Annotated in this window: 18 protein-coding genes and 1 pseudogene; 8 read left to right on the plus strand and 11 right to left on the minus strand. The window is 56.8% G+C overall.

Going from position 1 to position 23,698, the window contains the following annotated elements; genetic code table 11:
- Positions 1 to 12: 12 nt before the first annotated feature.
- Entirely contained in the window at positions 13 to 882 is an 870-nt protein-coding gene (locus RDA78_RS01720) for an SMP-30/gluconolactonase/LRE family protein (RefSeq protein WP_434053650.1), read from the minus strand.
- Between the two features lie 124 nt (positions 883 to 1,006).
- Between RDA78_RS01720 and RDA78_RS01725 the strand changes: the two genes are divergently transcribed.
- The 7 genes from RDA78_RS01725 (at position 1,007) to RDA78_RS01755 (ending at position 7,849) form a co-directional block, all read left to right on the plus strand.
- Entirely contained in the window at positions 1,007 to 1,705 is a 699-nt protein-coding gene (locus tag RDA78_RS01725; RefSeq protein WP_434053651.1) for a GntR family transcriptional regulator, read from the plus strand.
- Positions 1,702 to 3,243: a sugar ABC transporter ATP-binding protein gene (locus RDA78_RS01730; RefSeq protein ID WP_434053652.1), complete on the plus strand. Its 1,542-nt coding sequence runs from the start codon at positions 1,702 to 1,704 to the stop codon at positions 3,241 to 3,243. The genes RDA78_RS01725 and RDA78_RS01730 overlap by 4 nt, the downstream gene beginning before the upstream one ends.
- Entirely contained in the window at positions 3,240 to 4,229 is a 990-nt protein-coding gene (locus RDA78_RS01735; RefSeq protein WP_434053653.1) for an ABC transporter permease, read from the plus strand. The genes RDA78_RS01730 and RDA78_RS01735 overlap by 4 nt, the downstream gene beginning before the upstream one ends.
- Before the next feature lie 39 nt (positions 4,230 to 4,268).
- Positions 4,269 to 5,264 (plus strand): substrate-binding domain-containing protein, encoded by a 996-nt coding sequence (locus RDA78_RS01740; RefSeq protein WP_434053654.1) that lies wholly within the window; start codon positions 4,269 to 4,271, stop codon positions 5,262 to 5,264.
- 68 nt (positions 5,265 to 5,332) lie between these two features.
- Positions 5,333 to 6,196 carry a hypothetical protein gene (locus tag RDA78_RS01745; protein WP_434053655.1) on the plus strand — a complete coding sequence of 288 codons (864 nt, stop codon included), beginning with the start codon at positions 5,333 to 5,335 and terminating at the stop codon, positions 6,194 to 6,196.
- Positions 6,193 to 7,008 (plus strand): NAD-dependent epimerase/dehydratase family protein, encoded by an 816-nt coding sequence (locus RDA78_RS01750; protein WP_434053656.1) that lies wholly within the window; start codon positions 6,193 to 6,195, stop codon positions 7,006 to 7,008. The genes RDA78_RS01745 and RDA78_RS01750 overlap by 4 nt, the downstream gene beginning before the upstream one ends.
- 190 nt (positions 7,009 to 7,198) lie before the next feature.
- Positions 7,199 to 7,849 carry a GntR family transcriptional regulator gene (locus tag RDA78_RS01755; RefSeq protein WP_434053657.1) on the plus strand — a complete coding sequence of 217 codons (651 nt, stop codon included), beginning with the start codon at positions 7,199 to 7,201 and terminating at the stop codon, positions 7,847 to 7,849.
- 344 nt (positions 7,850 to 8,193) lie between these two features.
- Here RDA78_RS01755 and RDA78_RS01760 read toward each other — a convergent pair whose 3' ends face one another.
- From RDA78_RS01760 to RDA78_RS01780, 5 genes and pseudogenes are all read right to left on the minus strand, one after another.
- Positions 8,194 to 8,475, minus strand: a complete 282-nt coding sequence (locus RDA78_RS01760) for a helix-turn-helix domain-containing protein (RefSeq protein ID WP_434053658.1) — start codon at positions 8,473 to 8,475, stop codon at positions 8,194 to 8,196.
- Positions 8,476 to 8,546: 71 nt separating this feature from the next.
- Positions 8,547 to 9,245, minus strand: a complete 699-nt coding sequence (locus RDA78_RS01765; protein WP_434053659.1) for an ABC transporter ATP-binding protein — start codon at positions 9,243 to 9,245, stop codon at positions 8,547 to 8,549.
- A gap of 3 nt (positions 9,246 to 9,248) precedes the next feature.
- On the minus strand, positions 9,249 to 9,494 hold the full coding sequence (locus RDA78_RS01770) for a hypothetical protein (protein ID WP_434056087.1): 246 nt from the start codon (positions 9,492 to 9,494) through the stop codon (positions 9,249 to 9,251).
- A gap of 55 nt (positions 9,495 to 9,549) precedes the next feature.
- Positions 9,550 to 11,757 (minus strand): annotated as a pseudogene (locus RDA78_RS01775) (xanthine dehydrogenase family protein molybdopterin-binding subunit); the annotation flags it as partial.
- 88 nt (positions 11,758 to 11,845) lie between these two features.
- Complete coding sequence (locus tag RDA78_RS01780) at positions 11,846 to 12,724, minus strand: helix-turn-helix transcriptional regulator (protein ID WP_434053660.1); 879 nt, start codon at positions 12,722 to 12,724, stop codon at positions 11,846 to 11,848.
- A gap of 1,068 nt (positions 12,725 to 13,792) precedes the next feature.
- Here RDA78_RS01780 and RDA78_RS01785 point away from each other — a divergent pair.
- The gene (locus RDA78_RS01785; RefSeq protein WP_434053661.1) at positions 13,793 to 18,901 is read left to right on the plus strand and encodes a RecQ family ATP-dependent DNA helicase; all 5,109 of its coding nucleotides are present in this window, start codon (positions 13,793 to 13,795) and stop codon (positions 18,899 to 18,901) included.
- 63 nt (positions 18,902 to 18,964) lie between these two features.
- On the opposite strand, the gene RDA78_RS01790 is transcribed toward RDA78_RS01785, so the two are convergent.
- From RDA78_RS01790 to RDA78_RS01810, 5 genes are all read right to left on the minus strand, one after another.
- Positions 18,965 to 19,354 (minus strand): hypothetical protein, encoded by a 390-nt coding sequence (locus RDA78_RS01790; protein ID WP_434053662.1) that lies wholly within the window; start codon positions 19,352 to 19,354, stop codon positions 18,965 to 18,967.
- A gap of 722 nt (positions 19,355 to 20,076) precedes the next feature.
- The gene (locus RDA78_RS01795) at positions 20,077 to 20,751 is read right to left on the minus strand and encodes a hypothetical protein (protein ID WP_434053663.1); all 675 of its coding nucleotides are present in this window, start codon (positions 20,749 to 20,751) and stop codon (positions 20,077 to 20,079) included.
- Between the two features lie 246 nt (positions 20,752 to 20,997).
- Positions 20,998 to 21,792, minus strand: coding sequence for a hypothetical protein (locus RDA78_RS01800; RefSeq protein ID WP_434053664.1), 795 nt, complete (start codon positions 21,790 to 21,792; stop codon positions 20,998 to 21,000).
- A gap of 233 nt (positions 21,793 to 22,025) precedes the next feature.
- Complete coding sequence (locus RDA78_RS01805; RefSeq protein ID WP_434053665.1) at positions 22,026 to 22,721, minus strand: class I SAM-dependent methyltransferase; 696 nt, start codon at positions 22,719 to 22,721, stop codon at positions 22,026 to 22,028.
- A gap of 97 nt (positions 22,722 to 22,818) precedes the next feature.
- The gene (locus tag RDA78_RS01810; protein ID WP_434053666.1) at positions 22,819 to 23,679 is read right to left on the minus strand and encodes a hypothetical protein; all 861 of its coding nucleotides are present in this window, start codon (positions 23,677 to 23,679) and stop codon (positions 22,819 to 22,821) included.
- Between the last annotated feature and the right edge of the window lie 19 nt (positions 23,680 to 23,698).

Below are 23,698 nucleotides of genomic sequence, written 5' to 3' on the forward strand. Positions count from 1 at the left end.
GTTGGTGAAAAATCATCCGGCGAAGGGCGCGTCTTTCACGCCCCTGACGCCTGGTTTGACGGCGAACAATCCCCCCGAAGCAGGCTCTGCATCGAGAACCTCCTGCGAGCTCGCCAATCGCGATGTGGTGATGAAAAGCGTATCGAGGCTGGAGCCGCCGAATGTGCAGCAAGTCGGTTTCCAGACAGGAACCTCGATGACCCGATCGATCTCTCCGTCCGGCGCAATTCTGACGACGCGGCGGCCTTCCCATTCCGCGTTCCAGACCCCTCCGTCAGCATCGACGCACGAGCCGTCCGGCAGTCCCGGCTCATCCCGCATGTCGCAAAGGATTTCAGACTTTCCAATTTCGCCGGTTGCCACGTCATAAGGATATGCCCGGATCGTTTTCTCGGGCGTGTCTGCGAAATACATCGTGTCTCCGGCCACGCTGAAACAGGTCGAATTCGCGCACGCCACCCCTTCGATCAGCTGCGTAACCGAGAGATCCGCGTCAACGCGCAGAACCGTTGAATCTGCAACACCGGTACCCTCGTTCATGCCGCCAACGACCAAACGACCCTGACGGTCAGTTCTTCCGTCATTCAAACGGGTGTCTGCATTTCCAGGCTCAAACTCATGGATCGTGTCAATTGCGCCGGTTTCCAGGTCAAATAGAGCGATCGTCTGGTCGAAGGCAACAATGAGACCACCGCCCTTGCGCGGGGCGAAACACGCGACGCGTCGGGGCATATCGTAGCTTGCCGTTTTGCCGGTTTCCGGATCGTAGCGCCAGAGTTTCCGGCCATGGATATCCGTCCACCAGAGCAGGCTCGAGGAGGCGTCCCAGATGACGCCCTCACCATGTTCGTTTTTGCAATCGAGCAACAACGCTGCCTGCATTTCGGCGAACCTCCCAACTTTCGCGCCCGTCCCGGTCCGCTTTCAGAACCGCGACAATCGTTATTGACATCTGATATACCAGATTTCATATTGTAGCAAGCCTCAAATTTGGGGAGGGAGGAAAATGACTGATTTCGAACGCCCGAAATTGCTGACGGAAACCGTGCGTGATCACCTGCGCGATCTGATCGTGCGTGGTGATCTCAAACTGGGAGAAGCGATTTCAGAGAGACAGTTGGCCGAACGCCTGAGCGTATCGAAAACACCTGTCCGGGAGGCACTGGCACAGCTGCGTTCTGAAGGTCTTGTGCAGATTTTCCCGCAACGGGGAGCCTTCGTCTTCACGCTTGGAGGCGATGAGGTCGCGGATATCTGTGATTTCCGGCAACCGATCGAGACCGCCGCCGTCAGACTGGCGATCGCACGTCATCCGAATGACGTCCTGTTCGAGGTTTCGCAGATTGTTGGCGAAATGCGCCAACGCCTCGATGAAGGTGATGTCAAACGTTACCTGGACCTCGATTCAAGGTTCCACATGACCTTCTTCAAGTTCTGCGGCAATTCCTATTTCGTCGAAACCTATCGAAGATATTCGGGAAAGATTGCAGCGCTCCGCACGCATCTGGCGGTCAAGCCCTCCCACACCCGGCTCTCGATGCAGGAACACGAAGCCATACTTGACGCGATCCGCAATGGATCGCTTGAGGAAACCGTTCAGATCCTGAATCAGCACATCGACCGGACCCGGACCACCTACACCGCCGAAATCACCGATATCGCGGCGGCAGACTCGCGCCAGATCGGCAAAGCGGAGGCAACATGAACACGGCCACACCCCTTATCGAGCTTCGGGCAGTCGGCAAGAGTTTCGGGTCGAACAAAGTTATCAATCACGTCGATTTCGAATTGTTTCCAGGTGAAATTCACGCGCTTGTCGGCGAAAACGGTGCCGGAAAATCCACATGCCTTGGCATGATGTACGGCCTGCATCAGCCGGATTCGGGATCGGTATGGCTGTCCAGAGAAAAGACTGTCATCGACAACCCGGCCCACGCCCAGCATCTCGGGATCGGCTGCGTTTTTCAGGAACTCAGCCTGGCGGGAGGGTTGTCTGTTGCCGAAAACATCTTTGCGGGCCATGCGCCTGCAACGTTCGGCATCGTCGACTGGAAGAAGCTTCGCCAGCGCGCGGAAGACCTGCTTCGTGACTTCAATCTTTCGATCGACGTGACAGCATCGGTCGACAAGCTGCCGATAAGCACGCGCCAGGTTGTCGAGATTGCCAAGGCGTTGTCCTTGAACTCGCGCGTCATCCTTCTGGATGAACCGACATCGGCATTGACACCTGACGAAGTCGACGCGCTGTTCTCGATCCTGCGCGGCCTCACAAAGCGCGGCATAGGCATAATCTATGTCAGCCATCACATGTCAGAGATTTTCAGTATTGCGGACCGCATAACCGTGTTGCGGGACGGTCGGAAAATCAGTACGCGCGAGCCCCCGGAGACCAGCGAGAACGAGATCGTTTCGGAAATGATCGGTGGTCATGTGCCGACTGGCAGCAAGCGCTCCGCGAATACGATCGGAGATGTGCTCCTTGAAGCGGACGCCCTGTCCTATCCCGGTGTCTTCGAAGACATTTCACTCACACTTCGCAGTGGAGAGATCGTCGGACTGGCGGGGCTGATGGGGTCCAGACGCGGCATCATTGCAAAGGCGCTGGCCGGATTGATCACGCCACGTTCGGGCACTCTGAAACTCAGGGGCACGGAAGCCGCATTGCGGTCCCTGCCAGACGCGATGAAGGCCGGCATCGGCTATGTCCCGGAGGAACGGAAGACAGACGGACTGTTTCTTGACCATTCGGTGCGTGACAACCTGGTTGCCGCAAGTTTGAAAAAGCACACGGCCAACGGTCTGTTCAGCACCGCGTCCGCCCGGCACGCAACCCGGAATGCAATTGAACGGTTTTCGGTGAAGGCGGCAAGCCAGGACACCAACATCCGGTATCTGTCCGGGGGCAACCAACAGAAAATCATGCTTGCGAAATGGCTCGAGACCGAGCCGGAGATCCTGATCGTCGACGAGCCGACAAAGGGTGTCGATGTTGGAGCCAAGTTTCAGATTCACGATGAACTGCGCAAGAAGGCCGCTGAGGGAATGGCCATTCTGGTTGTGTCCTCGGATTTTCCGGAACTTGCAACGCTCACGGATCGCATCGTCGTCGTCCGAGAAGGCAAGCTGGTTGGGGAAATCGGTGCGGAAATGGCCACCGACGAGTCCATTCTCAACCTGGCGGCCGGTGTTGAGGCCCCACCCCAAACCACCCTTCACGAAATCGAGCGGAGTGCCATTCAATGAGCCTGCAAACCCTGGACAAACAAGACGCGCCTTCGCTTGTCAGCAGAGTGATCTCGGCCTGCCTGCACACGCGTGAAATCACGTTGCTTCTGATGATCCTGGGTATCGTCGTGGTGATGTCATTCGTCACGCCCTATTTCCTCAGTGCAAGCAATTTCAGGGCAGTCGCCGTTGGCATGACACCAACCGCGATCATTGTGATCGGCATGGCCATTCTGCTCGCCTCAGGTGGCTTCGATTTGTCCGTCGGATCGGTAATGGCACTTTCCAGCACTGTCGTTGCTCTGTTGCTTCTGGCCGGAATGCCGATACCAGCCGCCGTCATTCTTGGCTTGCTTCTCGGTGCCGCCGCCGGTCTTGTGAACGGAATTCTCATAACCATGATCGGCATAAATCCGCTCGTTGCGACGTTGGGGACGATGTCGATTGCCCGCGGTATTGCGCTCGTTCTCACGGAAGGTTTTTCGGTGAGCAGCCTGCCGCCTGCATTCGGTTTCATCGGCAAGACGAGCCTGCTCGGCATTCCGCTGCTGGTCATCCTGACATTGTCGCTCATCATCCTGTTTGATCTTGCCGTGCGGCATACGCGTTTCTTCCGCCAGATCTATTTCATCGGCGCCAATGAAAAGGCGGCCATGCTGTCCGGCATCGCCGTCAATCGCGTCCGCATCATTGCCTATATCCTGACGGGCGTGCTGGCCGCCCTGGCAGGTGTCCTTTTGGCATCGCGCCTGATGAGCGGCACGCCAACGGCCGGGAACGCGCTTGAACTCCAGGTTCTTGCCGCAGCCGTGATCGGCGGTGCGTCTTTGCGCGGCGGTGAAGGCACCATTCTGGGCGCGTTCCTCGGAGTGGTGTTTGTCGCCCTGATCAACAACGCCATGACCATGCTGGCGGTTTCCATCTACTGGCAAATGATCGTCATCGGAGCCGTGCTGGTCTGTGCAGTCGCGCTCGACATGCTCGTTCGGCGCCAGTCCGCCTAACTCACTTTTCACTTAGGTCACATCAACCGGGAGGATCCTATGACCAACATCAACGTTAACCGCAGAAACCTATTGGCCGGGGCTGGCGGGCTTACCCTTGCCGGACTGAGCCTGCCGAAATTCTCCAGCGAGGCGCTGGCCCAGGGAGCCGGCAAGGAATACGTTTTCCTGTCCATCGTGACGCAGGTTCCCTTCTGGGTCGATCACCGGGCTGCCCTGAAGGATCTGGAGGAGATCCTCGATATCAAGACCACGTTCACCGGCCCACTTGATTTCGACACGGCCGGACAAGCGCGCCAGCTCGACGAGCTGATTGCCCGTCGTCCAGCCGGCATCCTGATTTTTCCCGGAGATCCCGCGACACTTGCACCTGGCATCGAGCGGGCCGTCGAGACGGGCATTCCTGTCACGACATGCATCGGGGACGTGGCGCAAAGCCCCCGCTCCACTTTCCTTGGCATCAACGGCTTCGAAGCGGGCAAGGTCGGCGGTGAACTCCTCGCCCAGGCGATCGGCGGCAAGGGCAAGGTGCTTCTTGGAACATTTCCTGCCCCGTCCACCCTTGAGCGCGTCGAAGGATACAAGGCGCTCTTTAAGGAAAAATACCCTGATATCGAAGTGGTGGATGTCGTCAATGACCGCGCCGATCCCTCCTATGCCCCGACCGCCTATCTGCAAGGTATCCAGGCCCATCCAGATATCGTCGGCATCGGCGGCACCGACGGCGACAGTGGCAAGGGAGCCGCGATTGCCGTTCACGAAGCCGGACGCGCGGGCGACATCAAGATCGTTGCGATGGACCGGAACGACGACATGCTGCCCTATATCGAGGACGGCACGATCCACGGCGCAGTTGCCCAGAAATCCTACCTGGAAGCCTACCTCGCCATCCACATGATGCACTGGCAGAACACGGAAGGACTAAAGGTGGTGCCCGATTGGCAATCGGCCGAAATCAATCCATTGCCGGAACAGGTCGTCACCGGTGTCATGACGATTACGAAGGACAACGTCAACCAGTTCAAGCACGTCTGATTCCCGGGTGCGCGGGAGGGTATGACCTGGCCCGCGCACTCAGCCTCCGCCGCCGTCTTGGAAGCACCATGACAAAATCAAAGCTCTGGCAGCGCATCCTTGTGTCCAATGCCAACGTGAAGCTCTCGCTGCTTCCTGGAATTGGCGGGCGTTTGATGAACGTTCATTACCAAGGCACCCCGCTCTTGTTCGAAAACCCTGACTCCCAGGGGTTTCAACCTGACCATTCGGGTCTCCGCAATGTTCCGACAAGGGCAAAACACCTGCCGTTCCCGCTCTGGGGTGGGGAAAAGACCTGGGTTGCGCCCGAAAGTTCCTGGCCAGGTGGCGGACCGCATCCGGTCCTCGATTCCGGTCCCTACGAATACCAGCAGGTTTCTGAATTCAAGGTTCGCATGACAAGCCGGATCTGCCCGATCAGCGGTTTGCAGATCGTTCGCACCGTCACTCTGGAAGCGGGCGGAGCGGGCTGGCTGGTCGAACACGGATTGACCAATCGTTCCGGCACGGATCGCGACTGCGGGATCTGGTCGGTGATGATGGTCAACCGCCCCGTCCGGATCGTCTGCCAAACCTCCCCGCAGGATCGCCATGCAGTGCTGATGGGAAACCCGTCGGCCGCCGTTTCGAATACAGGAGAGGAGATCTCCGTCAACTGCGTTTCAACGGACGAGTTCAAAATCGGCACCCACCCGGCCGCCCGTGTCGCCAAGGTCCATTTTGGAGGAGAGACCGGTGCTATCACACTGACCGCAGAAGCATCGTCACTCTCAACAGCGCAAGAGTATGCTCATGGCCATGCGCTGGAAGTCTACAATTCTGCTGACTATGACTACGCGGAACTGGAGTGGCACGCGCCTGCAGAAAGACTTTCTCCCGGAGAAACCTCGACCTTCTCGGTAAGGTACAAAATAGCGGAGACAGGACAATGAGCAGACGCGTGGTGATCACAGGGGCCTCGGGACATCTGGGAGGCAAGCTTTACGACGACATAAGGGCTCACACAGACTGGCATCCGATCGGTCTTGATCTCCTGGAAACGGACAGGCCCGACTGCCACATCGCCGATTTCTCGAAACTCGGAGACTGGACGCGGCACCTCGCAGGCGCGGATACCGTCGTGCACCTGGCTGCCGACCGGAGTCCTGATGCCAGCTGGGGATCATCTGTCGCAAACAACATGAATGCGACCCTGAACCTTTACCACGCAGCATCGCAACACAACGTCCGGCGGGTCGTTTTCGCCAGCTCAAACTGGGTTCAGGGCGGATACCGGTTTTCTTCAGAAAAACTGACACCTGTCCTGGACCCGAAACCGGTCAATGCATATGGCGTTTCGAAGTTGTTCGGAGAACGCATGGGGGAATATTTCGCCTCCGAGCACGGTCTGTCCGTCATTTGCCTCAGAATAGGCTGGACCCAATGGACGCATGACAATCGCCCCGGCAGGCACATGGCGATGGGGCGCTGGGGACAGGAAATGTGGCTCAGCGATCGAGATTATCTCCAGGGTATGAAATGTGCGATCGAAGCCCGGGATGTCGACTACGCCGTCCTGAACCTGATGTCGGACAATCCGGGAATGCGCTGGGACCTGGAACCGACCAGAGACCTGATCGGGTTCAGGCCGGAAGATGGTTGGCCGGCTGACATAAGTATGGCCATGAAATTGCGTTCATTGAACCTCAAGACAGTCACGGAAACAATTCCGGACCGGTTCAAGTCCATTGGCTCAAACTGGTGACTGGAACGCCGATAGCGACCAAACTCTCCCGACGATCTTGTCAGGACTTTTTTGGACCCTGTGCGTAAAAGCTCAAGCTCCAACCCCAGCGCCCACAGACCGGGACAATGCACCTTTGACCTTTCCAAATTGCGCGAACTGGAATACCAGATAACGATCTGAACAAACTGTGCGCAACAAGGTTATTGGAATGGTGATCGAACGTCCCAAGTCGCTTCGCGATCTGGTTCTGGAAAATCTCAGGGATCGGATCGTCAGTGGACGCCTCGCTATGGGCCAATCACTCTCTGAACGGAGCATTTCGGACGAACTGGAGGTTTCGAAAACGCCGGTCAGAGAAGCGCTTGCCCAGCTCCGGGAAGAGGGGTTGGTGCAGATTGAACCTCAGAAGGGCGCGAAGGTTTTCACCCTCACCGAGGAAGAGGTGGAGCAGATCTGCGACTTCAGGATGACAATCGAATTCGCGGCATTTCAACTTGCCCTGGCCTTAAACCCCGATGCCCTGGCGTCGGACATGGCGAACGTCGTCAATGAGATGACCAAAGCCATGAAAGCGGGTGAGGTACACGCCTATCTCGATCTGGACACAGCCTTTCACCGGATCGCCTTCAGGCACTGCGGAAATGAGTATCTGTCAGCCAGCTATGAAAGATACGAGGGCAAGATCGCGGCCCTCAGAACGCACATGGCAGCTTTACCGGAGCACACAAAACTGTCGTTCAAGGAACATATCGACCTTCAAAAGGCATGTGAAAAAAAGAACCTCAAAGCGCTGAAATCAATCCTCGAGGAACACGTCGCGCGCACCAGGGATTCTTACGTTCAAGCCATTTCGGAATGAAGAACGGCGTCGATCGTCATGCCAATCGTGTTCTACCGAAAATCAAGACGGGCGGGTATTGAGCTCTAACAGATGGGCTCTAGGGTACGGCCCCATAAAAGAAGCCGATTTGGCGGCAGAAATGGCAGGATCTCGGGAGGAAGCGTGTGCAGAGCGGGCTTATGGCCGGTCAAGCGCGGTGACGCTGCGAGGTACAGCCATTTTGCCGTCCTTCGGATTTGGCCGTTTTGACCATCTGCCACGTCGCGAAAGGCTTGAAAATGAACCACATTTCCTGCGCTTTCGCTTCTCGCAGTTGGTCAAAACGATCAAAACCAAATTGACTTCTTTTATGAGTCCGTACCCTAGATCAGCATGCGCCCCACTTCTATGTGTCCCATCCGAAAGCTGTTCGGGGACACGCCTGTCTTGGATTTGAAAAACCTTGTGAAATGCCCTTGGGCGGAAAACCCTAGAAGTTCGGATATTTCTGCAATGGTAATTCCAGGGTCACTGAGCAGTTGTGAAGCCCGCTCACAGCACAAAGTGTCGAGATAGGTTCGCGGGGACAGGCCGGTGCACTGGCGAAACCGTGCGTAAAACTGGGACCGGGACAATCCGACACTACTAGAGCATTTTCCGATCACTCCGGGTCATACCCGGAGTGATCGGAAAATGCTCTAGGTGGGTTAGCGGTAGTGGGTTGTCGCATGGAAAGTCAGACTGCCAGCACCTTGAAGAGCTCTTCGCGATCATCCTCATCTTCCGCCTCGCCTTTCAAAACAATTGCCCCGCGCTCTATGGCGACAAAGTGATCGCAGACCGACAACGCCTCGTGGATGTTCTGCTCAACAAGCAGAACGATTGTTCCGTTTGCACGCAATTCTCGAATGATGGCGAAGATTTCCGCAACGATCATCGGGGCGAGCCCTTCGGACGGCTCATCGATCAGAACGAGACGGGGATCTGCCGCCAGCACGCGCGCCATGGCAAGCATCTGCTGTTCACCGCCTGATAAAGTGGTTCCGGCCTGCCGCCGGCGCTCGGCCAAGCGTGGGAACCGTTCAAATATCGGATCGAGCAAATCGGCTCCCTTGTGTCCCTTTCGGCCATTCAGGCCGATTTCCAGGTTTTCCTGTACGCTCAGGCCGGGGAAAATCCGGCGATCCTCTGGAACAACACCAAGCCCGGCTCGGTTGACCGCATCAGGCTCAAGGCCCGCAAGTTCAATGCCGTTGAAACGGATGGAACCCTGGCTTGGTTTCAGCCAGCCTGCGATCGATTTCAGCAGGGTTGTCTTGCCGACACCGTTGCGCCCGAAAATACCGAGCACTTCTCCCGGCCCGGCTTTCAGATCGATCCCCTGAATGACATGGCTCAGCCCGTAATGGGAATGAAGTCCTTCGATCTCGAGCATGTCTCAGCCTCCGTGTCCGAAATAGGCAGCCTGCACGGCCTGATCGGCGCGCACCTCCGGGGGAGACCCCTCGGAGAGCTTGCGCCCCTGGTGCATGACCACCACGTGATCCGACAGCTCCATCACAAGTCCGATATCGTGCTCTATGAGCAGGATCGAGACCTCGTCGGCAAGACCGCGGATCATTTCTGCCGTATCTTCCGTGTCGCCGTGGCTCATGCCCTGTGTCGGTTCATCCAGCATGAGCATCCGAGGTTCCGACGCCAGGCACATGGCGATCTCCAGCCGCCGCTGCTCCCCATACCGTGGGCACAAGATAATCCGCCAGCGTTCCCGCCAGAAACGCCCCGTCGGGGCCATAGGCGTATTCCTCGAACAGCGCTGCGCCGACCGCCTGGGCAAAGGCACCGCGGATCTGTCCCTCGACCATGCCGTTATGCAGGATCGTGCCGCAATCATGCATGGTCACGTACCGGTCAATCCTGACTTTTGCGGTCGCCGGGTCAATTTCGACCCCGCAAAAGTCGAAAATGAAGGCGTGGCAGAGCGACGAGTTGATTCCGTCCTCCGGGGTTGGTGCCGTCAATTCGGGCGGGCTCCAGAACGCAGTTTCACGCAGGGCGGGCGTGGTCCCGGGTTCCAAAGTGCCCGGAGCCCAGTGACCGGTTGAGGCCAGCCGCAGGAAGGAGATCTTCTTTTCTGGTGCATTTCGGCAAAACACTTGCCCGCGCTCAAAGACGATCTGGTCTATAGTTTCACCAAGTAGGTCGGCCGCTATCGTTGCGAGCCGATCGCGCAAGCGTTCGGCCGCGAGCTTGACCGCACCCATCGATGCTGCGGCGAACCTGCTGGAATAGTTCCCGGCGGCGATTGACCAGGCATCCTTGGCGGTATCCAGGCCGCTGACCACACGAATGTCGTCAGGTTCAAGTCCGAAGATCTCGGCAACAGCAACACTTGCGACGGTTCTGTGACCCTGGCCCTGCGGCACACTGTCGATCTGGACAGTAAGCGTGCCGCTCGGATCGACGGAAATTGTGGCTGCTGATTGGGCCCCGTTCTTCGGCCCCGCTTTCTTTCGTTCTTCCGGTGTCAGCGCAGTGGACAGGTAGCCCATGTTGGACACGGAAGGCTCAACGGCCGCAGCGATTCCGATCCCGTAGATGCGCCCCTCGGCACGGGCCTGGCTACGCCGGTCAACCAGTGCCTGATAGCTTCCATCCCTTAGTGCGCACTCAAGTGCCTTGGTATAGTTGCCGCTGTCATAGGTTGTTCCGCTTGCCGTCTTGTAGGGAAACGCCTCGGTGCGGATGAGATTGCGCCGGATGACGTCCACCGGGTCGAGTTCGAGTGTCTCGGCAATCCGGTGCATCAGGCGCTCCAGGGCGAAATAGACCTGTGGCCCGCCGAAACCGCGATTGAGACCGGTCGGCGTCTTGTTGGTCATCACGATCCGGTTGCGAACGGCCAGGTTGGCGATGTCATATGCGCCGCAGAGATTGCCGTGCATCCGGTACAAGGTGGCCGGTTCTGGTGCACGCAGATAAGCCCCGACATCTTCGATCTGGTCCCAGTCGAGTGCGCTGATGCGCCCGTCATTCGAGACGGCGGCGCGCAACGTCACAACCCTGTTCGTGGCAGAAACTGAAGCTGTCAGATGTTCAAGCCGGTCTTCGACCCATTTAACGGGCACGCCTGAGAGACGCGATGCCGCAGCCATCAAGACGATGTAGGGAAAAACCCCTTGTTTGATGCCGAAGCTGCCCCCGGAATGTTCAGGTGTCCGCAACCGCAAACGGTTGCCGGGCACTTTGAGCGCGCGGGCGATTACGGGATGAATCGAAAACGGTCCCTGGAAGTTGGCCGTAACGTCGAATGCATCCTCGAACGGATCGTACTCGGCCAGGACCCCAAAGGTTTCGATCGGGGTGCAGGCGTTTCGAGGATAACGAACGGTGATGGAGATTTCATGGTCCGCCGCCGCAAAGGCCGCGTCGCAATCGCCATAGTCGAACCGACGCTCGGCACCGAGGTTGCTGTTCAAATCCGGGTGAATTGGCGAATTGTCCTTAATCGCCGCTTCCGGGTCCAGGACCGGCGCACGAGACTTGTAGCGAACCTCGATCAACTCCAGCGCGTCTTCCGCAACATAGCGATCTTCGGCAAGGACAACGGCAACGGGTTCACCGACATAACGAACCCGGTCCATGGCGATCGGCCAGCATTCAATCGGAAGTTTGACACCGACCATCAACGGTACGCAGACCCGCGAGAAATCTGAACCGGTAAGGACAGCCCGCACACCCGGTAGCGCCGCCGCGATCTCGGTTCGAATCGCAACAATATCCGCGTGGGCATGAGGCGAACGAAGGACCGACGCATGGCAACACGACAGGCCCGAGGTCGCATCGTCAAAAAAGGCGGCACGCCCGGTCAGCAATGCGGGATCTTCAACCCTTAGCTGATCTTGATGCAGCTTCCCCTTCTCAAAAATGGTCGTGACATCATCCAAGCGTCTTTCCTCCCAATGCGCGGCTAGCGCACTGGGCAGACACTGGCAGGCTCAGAGCCCTGAAAACGATGGAGGAGTGTCTAGAAGTTTACCCTAGAGTCTCAAAATGCGAGAAGCCGGGAGCCTCTCCAAGCCGTGCAGTGCTGCGGAACTGGCTGGGTGCGACACCGGCATGGTCGCGGAAAAACCGCGTGAAATGGCCTTGGCTGGAAAAGCCCAGTCGATCTGACAACTCGCCAAAGGACGTGTCCGAATGGACTGCGCAATGCACCGCCTGTTCAAGTCTGATAACATTCAGAAAGACACGTGGCGTTACCCCAAGCGATGCCTCGAAAACCCGAAAAAAGTTTGCCCGGCTCATTCCGGCTGCCTCGGCAATCCTGTCGATATTGTCAACATCTCCCGGATCATTCCGAATAAGCTTGACTGCCTTTCGAATTCGCCAATCGACAGAGTTCAGCCGGGCCGCCTCACGCAGGCCCTCACCAACGCTTCGCCACTCCGTGAATTGCTCAATCACGGCAACCATCAAACCGCTCAGCATTTCCTCGTGGTCGCTTAGTGCTGTTGGCGCGTGTACCATGGATGAGGCGAGCTCCATGGTGTATTTGCGAATTGTCGGGGTAATCGAACCGACGGCATTTTCGAAAAACCGGATATCGCCACTGGCCGCCCAATTGGCGCGAAATTCGGCCAGCCAGGCGGGCTCGATATATAGGGCCAAAATCAGGGTGCGCGGTTTCGATGGGTCGTGAACGAATGCGTGCGGCGTCCAGGCATTCACCAGGACGGCCGTTTCATCGGTCAGTGGGCACACCTTGTCGCCGACCAAAAAGGCCGTGTCGCCGCCATCGACCTTAAGCAGGACGTGGCAGTGTGGATGGGCGTGGCGGACCTGGCTTCGATCCATATCGAGCAACGCAACTCGTCCGAATTCACCAGAACGGATTCTCAACGCGTCAGACATTCCTGCACCTTAGTCCGAAGGCAGCCGAGTTAAAAGGCGATGTCGCCAAGTATTTGACGCCTTCCCCCTCCAGCGCAACCTTGAAAAGGCCGTCAGTGATGCCGGCAGTTGCTGCAATCGATACCCGTCCTTTGCGCCAATTCCAAGTTTGCGTCATCACGCCGAGCAGCGCGGTGGGTCAGCAGGGAAACTTTCCGGAAGACAGCGAGGCCGGTAGACAAAAAGGTCGTAGCGCATAATGCCGAGTGAGATTGTATGACTCCAGCGGTTCAGGATACGGACCCTTAAATGCAGCCGATTTGGCGGCAGAAATGGCAAGATCTCGTAAGGCGCGTGTGCAGAGCGGGTTTTTTGCACGGTCAATCACGCGCGAACGGCGGTGGTCCATTCCTGTGTTTCTGGAACTCGGAGACCGGAACGAACAAGAGCGAGAGAGAAGACCATGATGCAGGGTCTACTGGAGCTCTCTTTTGGCGCCTCATCCCCATTACCCTATCTGACGTAGCAAACAACCTGGCCGTTATTGAGAAGGACGGGACGGGTGCCGTTGTCGCACGAATATTCCGTGTCCCCAATGATCAGGAGCAAACCGGCATAGTACGGTGCGTTTGACCTGCGCTTTTGTTGATCGGTGGTACTCCTGTCGCGGCGCTTGCGTTTCTTGATCCGATGAACCAGAGCCGGCGCCTGATGGATTTCTGCCGGCATTGTTTCCGGCGCTGCTAACAAGGCAGCATATAGTATCGCGCTAAGCATCTCGTTCCTTCATCTGCACGTATTTCCAACATAGGAACGGGGTTGTTCTTTTGCTTGCAGTTTGCTGCAAAAACTTTCTGGCTCCCATGCTCAGATGCATAGGAACAGCCGTTTTTGTTGCAGAGCCGCGGCTTGGTCTCGAGGCGTCGGACAAGACTTTTGCAGTGATCACCTTGTAAAAACTGCTGAATCGCCGGGAGACGATCGGTTAATTACTCTGGACTAACTTGTTTGTTATCTGTCAAGCTTTAAGTTGAAAATACTTTGCATTCAGAGACTTGAATAGAGCTGTCTGTCAATCGTTGTATGAAAATGGACGCTAAACAAATCCAGTCCGACCTCCTTGCGCGCGCTGTTTCAATCGACCTGGAGGTCGATCCTACGGCGGCCAGAATATTCGCGTTTGCAGCTGTTGTGCAGGACCCTGAGGTGCCGAACCTTGTTGCCGAGGGGTCGGTGGCAGAGGCTCTGAAAAAGCTGGAACCCTTTTGCCGGGGCTTCGAACATGTCATCGGGCACAACATTCTCCAACATGACCTGCCACATCTCGCCGCGGCCTCGCCCGCCTTTGCGGGACTGGCGGAAGCCCCAATCGATACGCTTTGGCTCAACCCGCTGGCCTTTCCGCGAAATCCTTATCATCACCTCGTCAAACACTATCAGGATGGACGGCTTCAGACGGGTCACGTGAACAATCCGGAGTTTGATGCGCAGCTTGTCTTTGAGGTGCTTGAGAACCAACTCGCAGAGTTTGCAAGGCTCAACGAAAAGTCGCCTGACGCTCTGACCGCGTATCACTATTTGTGCTGCCGCGAGCCGCTCTGCGGTGGTTTTGATCACGTCTTCACCAATATCCGCAAGGCTCCGGCCCCAAGCGGGGACGATGCCGAGAAAGCAATTCGCCGGCTACTCAATTCTGTTGCGTGCTCGGAGATGGTCGAACGCACTCTCATTCGGCTTGAGGACACCAGCCTCGGCTGGCCGATGGCATACGCTCTTTCCTGGATATCGGTTGCAGGAGGCGACTCAGTCATGCCTCCCTGGGTGCGCGCCCAGTTTCGCGATGCTTCGCGTATCGTCCAGACCTTGAGAGACAACAATTGCGGCAACCCGAAATGTGACTATTGCCGCACCCATCACGATCCCAAACTCGCCCTGAAGCGGTGGTTCGGGTTCGAAGCCTTCCGGCCGGAGCCGATGGATGAATTCGGCCGTCCACTTCAAGAGCGCATCGTCGAAAGCGCCATGCAAGGTGAAAGCCTGCTTGGCATCCTTCCAACGGGCACCGGCAAGTCCGTCTGCTATCAGATCCCGGCGCTCTCCCGGTTTGACAAGACCGGCGCGCTCACCGTGGTCATCTCACCCCTTGTCGCGCTCATGGCGGACCAGGTACAGGGCCTGGCACGCGCCGGCATATCTTCCGCCGTGACGGTCAATGGACTGCTCTCCCTGCCGGAGCGGCAGGATGCCCTGGACAAGGTGCGCATGGGCGACGCGTCCATGTTGTTGATCTCTCCAGAACAGCTGCGGAGCGTTTCGGTCCGGTCTGTCCTTGATCAGCGCGAGGTTGGTCTGTGGGTCCTCGACGAAGCCCATTGCGTTTCGAAATGGGGCCACGACTTTCGACCGGACTATCGTTACATCGGCCGCTTCATCAAGGAACGGGCTGGCGGAGAAGACACGCACGTCCTCTGCCTGACTGCGACGGCGAAGCCGGACGTCGTTCAAGATATCAGCGGGCACTTCAAGGAGCGTCTCGGTCTGGAGCTCACAGTGCACGATGGCGGCGCATCGCGAACCAACTTAAGCTTCGAGGTGCTGCCGACACAGCAATCCACAAAGATGGCCGATATCCTTGATACGCTGGAAGATCATCTGCCATCGACCGGGGCATCCGGCGCTGTCGTCTACTGCGCCACGCGAAGCTCGACGGAACGGGTGGCCGAATTTCTGAAACAGCAGGGGCTCGCCGCGGAACGATACCATGCCGGTCTGAGCCCTGAAGAAAAGCGCGATATTCAAGAAGCGTTCAGGGTCGGCGAACTGCGTGTCATTGCTGCGACAAACGCTTTTGGAATGGGCATCGACAAGCCGGACATCCGTCTGGTCGTTCATGGGGATGTGCCTGGCTCCCTTGAGAACTATCTGCAGGAAGCAGGGCGCGCCGGGCGGGATCGCGACCCGGCTCAGTGTGTCCTCCTCTTCAACACGGAAGACGTTGACCGGCAGTTCCGTCTGAGTGCGCGCTCGCGACTGGCGCGCCATGAAATAGGAGCAATCCTCAAGGCGCTTCGACGGCTCGACGTCCGCACCCGGAAGACCGGTGAAGTTGTCGCCACCCCGGGAGAGATCGTAAAGGAAGAGAAAGAGCAGGAATTCGAGCGCGATAGTGCGACAGACGACACCCGCGTGAAAACAGCGGTCGCCTGGCTCGAAGAGGCGAAGCTCCTGATGCGCGAGGAAAACCGCGTTCAGGTTTTTCCGGCGTCCCTCCTTGTAACCGATCTCAAGGAAGCAAAGAGAATTCTCTTCCGCGCCGACATGACAAATGAGCGTCGAAGGCAGCTCTTGAGCATTGTCGAACATCTGATCAACGCTCCTTCCGAAGAAGGGATCTCGACCGACGTGCTCGCGGGCGTGAGCGGATTGACACCCCCAGCACTCCGCAGAGCGCTTGCCGACCTTGAAGCTCTGGGTATCGCCAAAGACGACACGAACATCACGATCTTTGTCCCTGTGGGGATTGAAAATGCTGCACGCGCCCGGTTCAAGGCGGCTTCGGAACTTGAAACGGACCTGATCTCCATGTTGAGGGAAGAGGCACCTGATGCGGACGATGGCGAGGCAACTCCCTTCAATCTCGCGATCACCAGTCAAACCTTGCGTGAAGCGGGTCACACCTGGGTGCGTCCGGATATTATCGAGACGCTTCTCAGAGGCATTGCGCAAGATGGCCGGGACATGGAGGGGGGACGCGGAAACATCCACGTTCGCAAGGCCTCGCGGGGCAGTCTGTTCGTTCGTCTGCAGCGTTCATGGTCCATCGTGGAACAGACCGCTGAAATCCGAAGGCTCGGCGCAGAAAGACTGCTTTCCCATCTGATCGGAAAAGTACCGCTTCACGTTCGCGGAAAAGACGTTCCGGTGGAGACAACGCTGGGAGCCTTGCTTGCTTCGATCACCAGCGACGCGTTGCTTCGAAGCTCGGTGAAGGATCCGAGCAAGCTCATGGATCGTGGCCTGCTCTGGCTTCACGAACAGCAGGTGATCACGCTCGGCAAGGGTCTTTCCGTCTTCCGCCCTGCAATCACGATCCATCTCAACAAAGACGGGGGCAACTTTACCGTTCAGGATTTTTCGCCCCTTGAGGAGCACTATACCGAGCAGACCATCCAGACGCATGTCATGGCCGCCTATGCCGAAAAAGGTCTTGAACGCATGGACGAGGCCAGACGACTTGCGGACGACTATTTCGAGCTTGCACAAGATAGGTTCATGAAACGGTGGATGCCGGGGCGGGGCGTAGAGTTCAGAAGGCAGGCAACCACCCAGGCATGGTCCGAAATCGTCGACGCGCTGGGGAACACCACGCAGGAGAAAATCGTTCGCGATGATCGTGAGCAGACGAACGTCCTCGTGCTCGCCGGACCCGGTTCCGGCAAAACGCGTGTCCTGGTGCACCGGATCGCCTATCTCGTCAAAGTCAAGCGGGAAGACCCTGAGGGGATCCTCGTTCTTGCCTACAATCGCCACGCCGCTGCCGAAATCCGGGAACGGCTCCGCAGCCTGATCGGTGACGAGGCGCGCTTTGTGACCGTTTCAACCATTCACGCGCTGGCAATGCGCCTTGTGGGTGCAAGTTTCACCGGCCGCGCGAATGCCGAGACCCCGGACTTCGACACTCTTCTGATGGATGCTGTTCATCTGTTGCAGGGCGACGGGCTGGACAAGGCCTCCGCCGAGGCGCTGAGAGACACCCTGGTTCAAGGCTATCGCTGGCTTCTGGTCGATGAATATCAGGACGTCGGACCGGAAGAATACGCGCTCATTGCAGCGGTGGCCGGGCGGAGCCTTGATGACCCGGATCTTCGCATCAGCCTGTTTGCCGTAGGGGATGACGACCAGAACATCTATTCCTTTGCCGGTGCGTCCGTGAAGCACATACGGCAGTTCGAGGAAGACTATTCGGCCAAACCCGTTTTTCTGACCGATAACTACAGGTCCACCGGCAACATCATATCCGCCGCGAACGCCGTGATCGAGGGCGCCGCGGACAGGATGAAAACCGGGCACGACATTGTTGTCGACAACGCGCGCCGCAAGGAACCGATGGGAGGCCCGATGTCGGCACTCGATCCTGTCGTGCAAGGCCGCGTTCAGATACTCGAATGCCCGAGCGGCAACGATGCCCAGGCGCTTGCGGCGCTCAATGAGCTGCAGCGTCTGTCTCAACTTATCCCGGACTGGACCTGGTCCCGCGCCGCGATTGTCTCGCGGGACTGGAGCAAACTGGCTCCCGTCCGGGACTTCGCGGATGCTCTCGACATACCTGTCGAGTTCGCGAATGAACGCGGTCCCGGTTTCTGGCGGATCCGGGAAATGCAAGCGTTTCTGAACACGATAAAGGAAGAGCGGAGCCGGCTTTTCACAGTGCCTCACCTCCGCGAGATTTTAAGCTCCATTCCAAGGTCGCAGTGGACTGACCGGATCGATGCCGGGTTGGATCTGTTCGCGCGGGAAATTGGAGACCGGCGCCTGCCGTCTGACGATGTCGTTGAATGGCTTGCGGAATGGTCGCGGGAATCCCGTGGGGAGCAGCGCGGGCTTAAGCTACTGACAGCTCACAGCGCCAAAGGGCTGGAATTCGACGATGTCGTCATTCTGGACGGTGGCTGGGAACGCCCCTCGCGCGCAGAAGATGCCGATGCGCCGAGACGGCTCTTCTACGTGGCCATGACCCGTGCACGCCGCAATCTGATTGTCATGAGCAATGACAATCATGAATACCTGCCCACGCGGTCAGACGCGATCATCTGCCGGTCGGTTGTTCCCGATCTGTCGGCGCTCCCCGGACCGAGGCGGTTTTTCCAGTCGGCCGATCTAAGCACAGTCGACCTCTCGTTTGCGGGGAGGTACCGCGAAAACCATCCAGTGAATGCTGCCATTGCCTCTGCATCCACCGGCGATCCGGTCACGCTGGTTTTCGAAAAGGACCGTTGGCACCTGAAAGACGCGAATGGCGACAGCCTGGGCCGCATGGCAAGGAGTTTTGCGTTTCCCGCAAATACCAGGTTCGCGCGGGCGGAAGTCGCCGCGATCCTCGAAAGACGCCAAGACGACTCAGATGAGGCCTTCCATCACACGCTCCGGCAAGACAAATGGGAAGTTGTCGTTCCGGAAATCGTTTTTGAAGCAATCTGACTTCAAGCGACTCTTTCCTAAACTGTCGTCGAAGCACATGACCGCTCGCGCGGAAACCTTAAATCAAGGTCCTACACGATCACCAGATTGTCTCGCGAAATTGACGTGGCCCCGTCTTCCAAGCGGTAGGCGCATGGAACCGCCGGGAAGTTCCAGGCACACCGCGTTGGACGAAGAAATTTCCGGAGTTCCCCTCATCTTGTAATGTCCGCAAAAGACGGGCGGTTCGTGTTCGGGATAAAGAATGTCACGGATCTCGGCGGGAATGCTGACTTCGGGAATGTCCTCGACGTCGGGGACGGACAGGACCACGTCTCTCAGCGACCCCTCTGCGGAGCTCCACCATTTCAGGCGGACCTCCGAGCGTTCATGCCCCTTGAAATCCTTGAAGCTGTATCCGCGCGGCAGCGGGACTTCGGGTCCCTTCAGGAGCAGAGCGACCGGGTTTCCCATCCAGTGTATCCCCCGAGGCAGCGGCAAGATTATACGCGTCTAGAAAACAGACTTGGGAACCAGGCGACGCACGAGTTTTCCGGCACACCCTGGGAAGCCCTTTCAGTACTGAAGTTCTGCCGGTCGCTGGGTGTCCGGTATCGGCGGACATACGGCAGTAAACCGAAATTCAAACAAGGACCATTCTTTCCTCCGCAAGCCCCGGAGGAAGCGGACGAACGTCTCAAGGCAGATCTTGAGAAGCTCCGCGCTACGCGCGGGATATCAGGCTGAAACCGGAAAATCTCGTACCAGGCAGTCCGTGGAAGCACATCATGATTTTTGACCTCATGCTGCCCTTTTTTGCAATCGGTCTCACCCTCGCCGCGCATTTGGGCGTCACGGTCGGTTCGAGCTTATCCAGTCCCTCGCAATACCTTCAGCGATAGACACCACGCTCACAATCGCCGGCATCGGGCTGGCAGTCCGACCCGTCGGTGCCATATGCACCCGGCCGATAACCAGGACGCACCTCATCGACATTGCGGTCAGACCGGACACGTTCTCCGGGGCGATAGCCTGGCCGCGCATCCCGGTGGTCTCCATACACGGATCCAGAGGGCGCTCCCCTTATGTAAGAGTCGCCCGCTTGCCGACGATTATCCACTTGCGCACCAGACATACCCGGCACTAGCGCAAGTCCCGATGCAAGTACAAAAAAAACGCCTATCGAACGGCTGTAACTACCGCGCTTCTGCAACTTTACTGTTTTTCGTGAAATAAGTTTCATCGCTCCAAATTCCCGCCCGGGTTGTAATCGCGTGCAAAACCGCCTCAGAGAAATCTGCACTACGATTTGAAGTAGGAACGGCAAAACCGGAGAGCAAGAGCGCGCGGGCCAAGGTCATGCCGGGTGATGTCTCGCAATCGACCGAAATCATTTCATCGCCAGATTTCTCGACCGTTTTGCATTCGATCGCCTTTCCCGCAATCAACGCTCTGAGACTGGTCCTGGCCCTTAAGCCACATGACCATCGCTTTCCATTCGCCTCCTCGCAGATATAGTTTGGTGGTATCGGCTTGACGCCGGTCAATCGGAATGTCGCCCCCCGCAATACAAACGTAATGCTATCGGTGACCCTGACACCTTGCGGCACATAGATTTTTTCCGGATATGCTTCATTGGCCGCCCTCCCGGGCAGTCTGGGCAATGCCTGCTCACTTGGCTTTACGCGCAGCGGTACCGTAGTCCAAAGGACAGCGCCGCCTTGTTCCTCAGGCGACCCGGATTGTTGCGCAATCGAAGGGGAAACCTGCGAAAATGCCACCAGAACCAGAGACACAAGAGCCACGGCAAGCGGACCTCTCGACATCGCCGAAGCTTCCCCCGTTTCTTTGTCTACCACGACGATATACACATCAACTTGTCAAACAACACTGATTGCCCTTAAGCGGCAGTACGTCACGAACGGACGGCATGGTGCCAAAATCCGTGTCAAATCCGCTGCGCAATGCTACATCACCGGAGTTGACGTGACTATCTCCGCGTTTTTTGAAAAGCGGCCGAACCAAAGGCTGATCGGATCCTCAATCTTGCAACGGCCAAAGCCGTTATCTTCCATTTCGGCAAAATTTTTCCGAGAGCGCCAATTGGCAAGCCCCATTCAGTCGTGGCCTTCAGCTTTATCCGCTTGAAAACGTGGTGTTTCCAGGTCTGTTTCCGTTCGCTCCAAGTCTTCCAGCCGCATAACAAGCCAATCGCCTTGCCAGGCTCCCGTGCCAACGGACCGCGCGTGCTGCAATGGTTGCTCAAGTAATAATCTGCCAAGTACATCAGGGCGCGCGAACCCCGTGCCAACCTGGTACGCTGATAAATCCGTACCGTCGTCCAAGCGGCATGAAAAACGCCGCACACCGCCCCCGTAGAACACCGGAACACAGGTCATCGGTTCATCAGAGATGCGATTTTGCAGGGCTGCGCGTCCCATCAGTCCACAAGCGAATTTCCGCTGTTTTGCGTTCAAACACAGATCTGTCGCCCCAATTCCGCGCACATATGCGAGCTTGAGTTCTCCCTTCGCCTCCCCCGATAAGGAAACAGAGTCGACGACCCGGTAAGGCGGCTGCAATCTTTGCGCGGGCTCGAATGTTGCAACCGTTGAACCAATGTCAGGCTGCGCAAGCAACTGCGTTCCCAACGGTACAAACTGCGACTCTAGCGCATTGCCTTCCGCAGCGTCGAGGCCACCGGTCGCGCGCGCTACGAGTGCTGCCACTTCATCCCGGTAAAGGAGAAAAACCAGGTTCAACCCGACCACAAGACCAATCAGCACGGCATAGTACAAGGCCGAACGGCGACTTATTAGGGGACGGTTGCTTTTTTCTTGAGACTCCATGGACAAGGAAGGTGCACACGCGAGAAATGGTTGGCTGCTGGAAAGCCAGCAGATCTGTTTCAAGTATAATACAATCCATCCAAGAGGTCATCCAAGGATCGAGGATCACGTCTGTGATCGATGGTGAATTGCGGCGCCCGGTTCTCCTGGACGACAGCATCGGGGAAAGGCTTACCCACCTTGGATTTCCGGACAGCCAAGCAAAAGCCTGCCATCCCGGAACAGGCCTCTTTTTGGAACGAAATCCAGGAGAGGACTGAACCGAAACAGCACTTCCGCAACAAAAACTTACAGATCTAGGTTGACCTTTCGTAGATAAAGAAGTCAGCGAAGGACGTGTTGCGAGGATCGGATGCGTCGTAGGGAAACTTGTTTGGTATGTGAGATTTCAGCACAAAATCTTCACGGTTGGCGTCAACCCAGTCAGTGAATTTCCTATGCCTTACATGTTTTGCTTCGTGCTGATCGCTCTTGTTGGATGAATATACGATCACAAAGCGGGTAGCTGAATCAAAGAGCCTTTCCATGTAATCAGCAAAAGTCTTGTCCTCTACCAAATGATAAATGACGTCGAGTGAGAGTGCCAGATCGGCCGTTTGTCCTTCGTAGTCCGAAAGGGTAATGAAGGTTTTGCCCGCATCGCCTGCAAACAGCTTTCGACAAGCGGCCACTGCCGTCTGAGACACATCCACGCCGACATAATTCGGGTAATGCGCCAGGGTTAGCTGGTGCCCATCGCCAGAGCCAAACTCGATCACAGTCCGTACAGCATTCTGCTTGACAAAATCGTTCAACACTTCGGCTTTGTACGTTGCCAGCTGACCGTAGCTTCCCGCACCGGAGTTCCCGCTTTGGGCATACCTTTTTTCCCAGTACTCACCAGAGGTCGTGAACTCCACAACCTTTTCTCTTCTGATTAAATCCAAAACTCTCTTGGCAATTGGTTCCAGCGGTGTTCCGACTATGAGGGCCTTAACTGTAGGTTTTAGCATGGTCTTACCCTTCGCCTGGTATAAGCACTGCCCCTGTGTCCAACTGGTAAACTCAGCTATGGTACTTGGGACAGCGACTGACGGTTACGAAATTTACTCAAGGTGAATTGCCAAAGCCGTATGCTTCCGTGAGACGTTGAATAGCCTCATCATTTTTTCCTAAGCTGTTTTCTTGCCACAGCGTGTTTCGCTGCGATGATCGCCATGTAACAGTCGAATTTGGACGGTTGATCCTCCTGAACTTGTATCCTGTCAACGCTGCCATCCAGAAGAACCATATATCGTCGCTCGTTGGGCACAAATCCATAAAGCGATCAGAGACAACTTCCGAATGTAGTGAATTGGGTGGATAGAGAACACCGCCGACGCCTGTCGGGAAGACGAATGACGAAGGTTCGTCAGAAACGCCTGCCAAGGTCCACTTGCTGTAGGGCAGCGGCAAACCATGATCATCGAGAATGATGTCATAGGCGCGTCCACACAGTATTTCCTTGTCCTTGACCCTGTAATTCTCGGCAAAACAAGCCACAAATGCAGGATCATAATAAGCATCATCATCGACGATCAAGAAGCCTGCGTCCGGGAAAGCAGTAAGGGAAGGAATCAATTTCTTGTAAGATTTGATATCGTGGCAATGTCTGATTTCAATTCCATATTTTTCCAGCTGCAAGACTTCGTCCGGGACCTTGCCCCTGTCCTCCTCTGCGATCCACAATACTATTTTGTCCGGGCGCATCCTTTGGAGCAGCAAACTCTTTAGCGTCAACGCCAGCGTCGGGAATCTCGGTGGATACGAAGTCAACGAAATGATCAGTTCGAACGGAAGCGTGTGCCGCTTGCTTGTCTGGCCGCCAAAAGACACAAACCAAAACCAGCTAATTCTTACCAGAACCTCGGCACCCACCGTGCGCAAGCGCCTCATCAACGGGCTCAGAAAAGACTCCCTTGTAGCAGTCATCGAATTCTCCACACAGCGT

The organism is Roseibium sp. (genome assembly GCF_051016195.1).
Lineage (GTDB): Bacteria > Pseudomonadota > Alphaproteobacteria > Rhizobiales > Stappiaceae > Roseibium.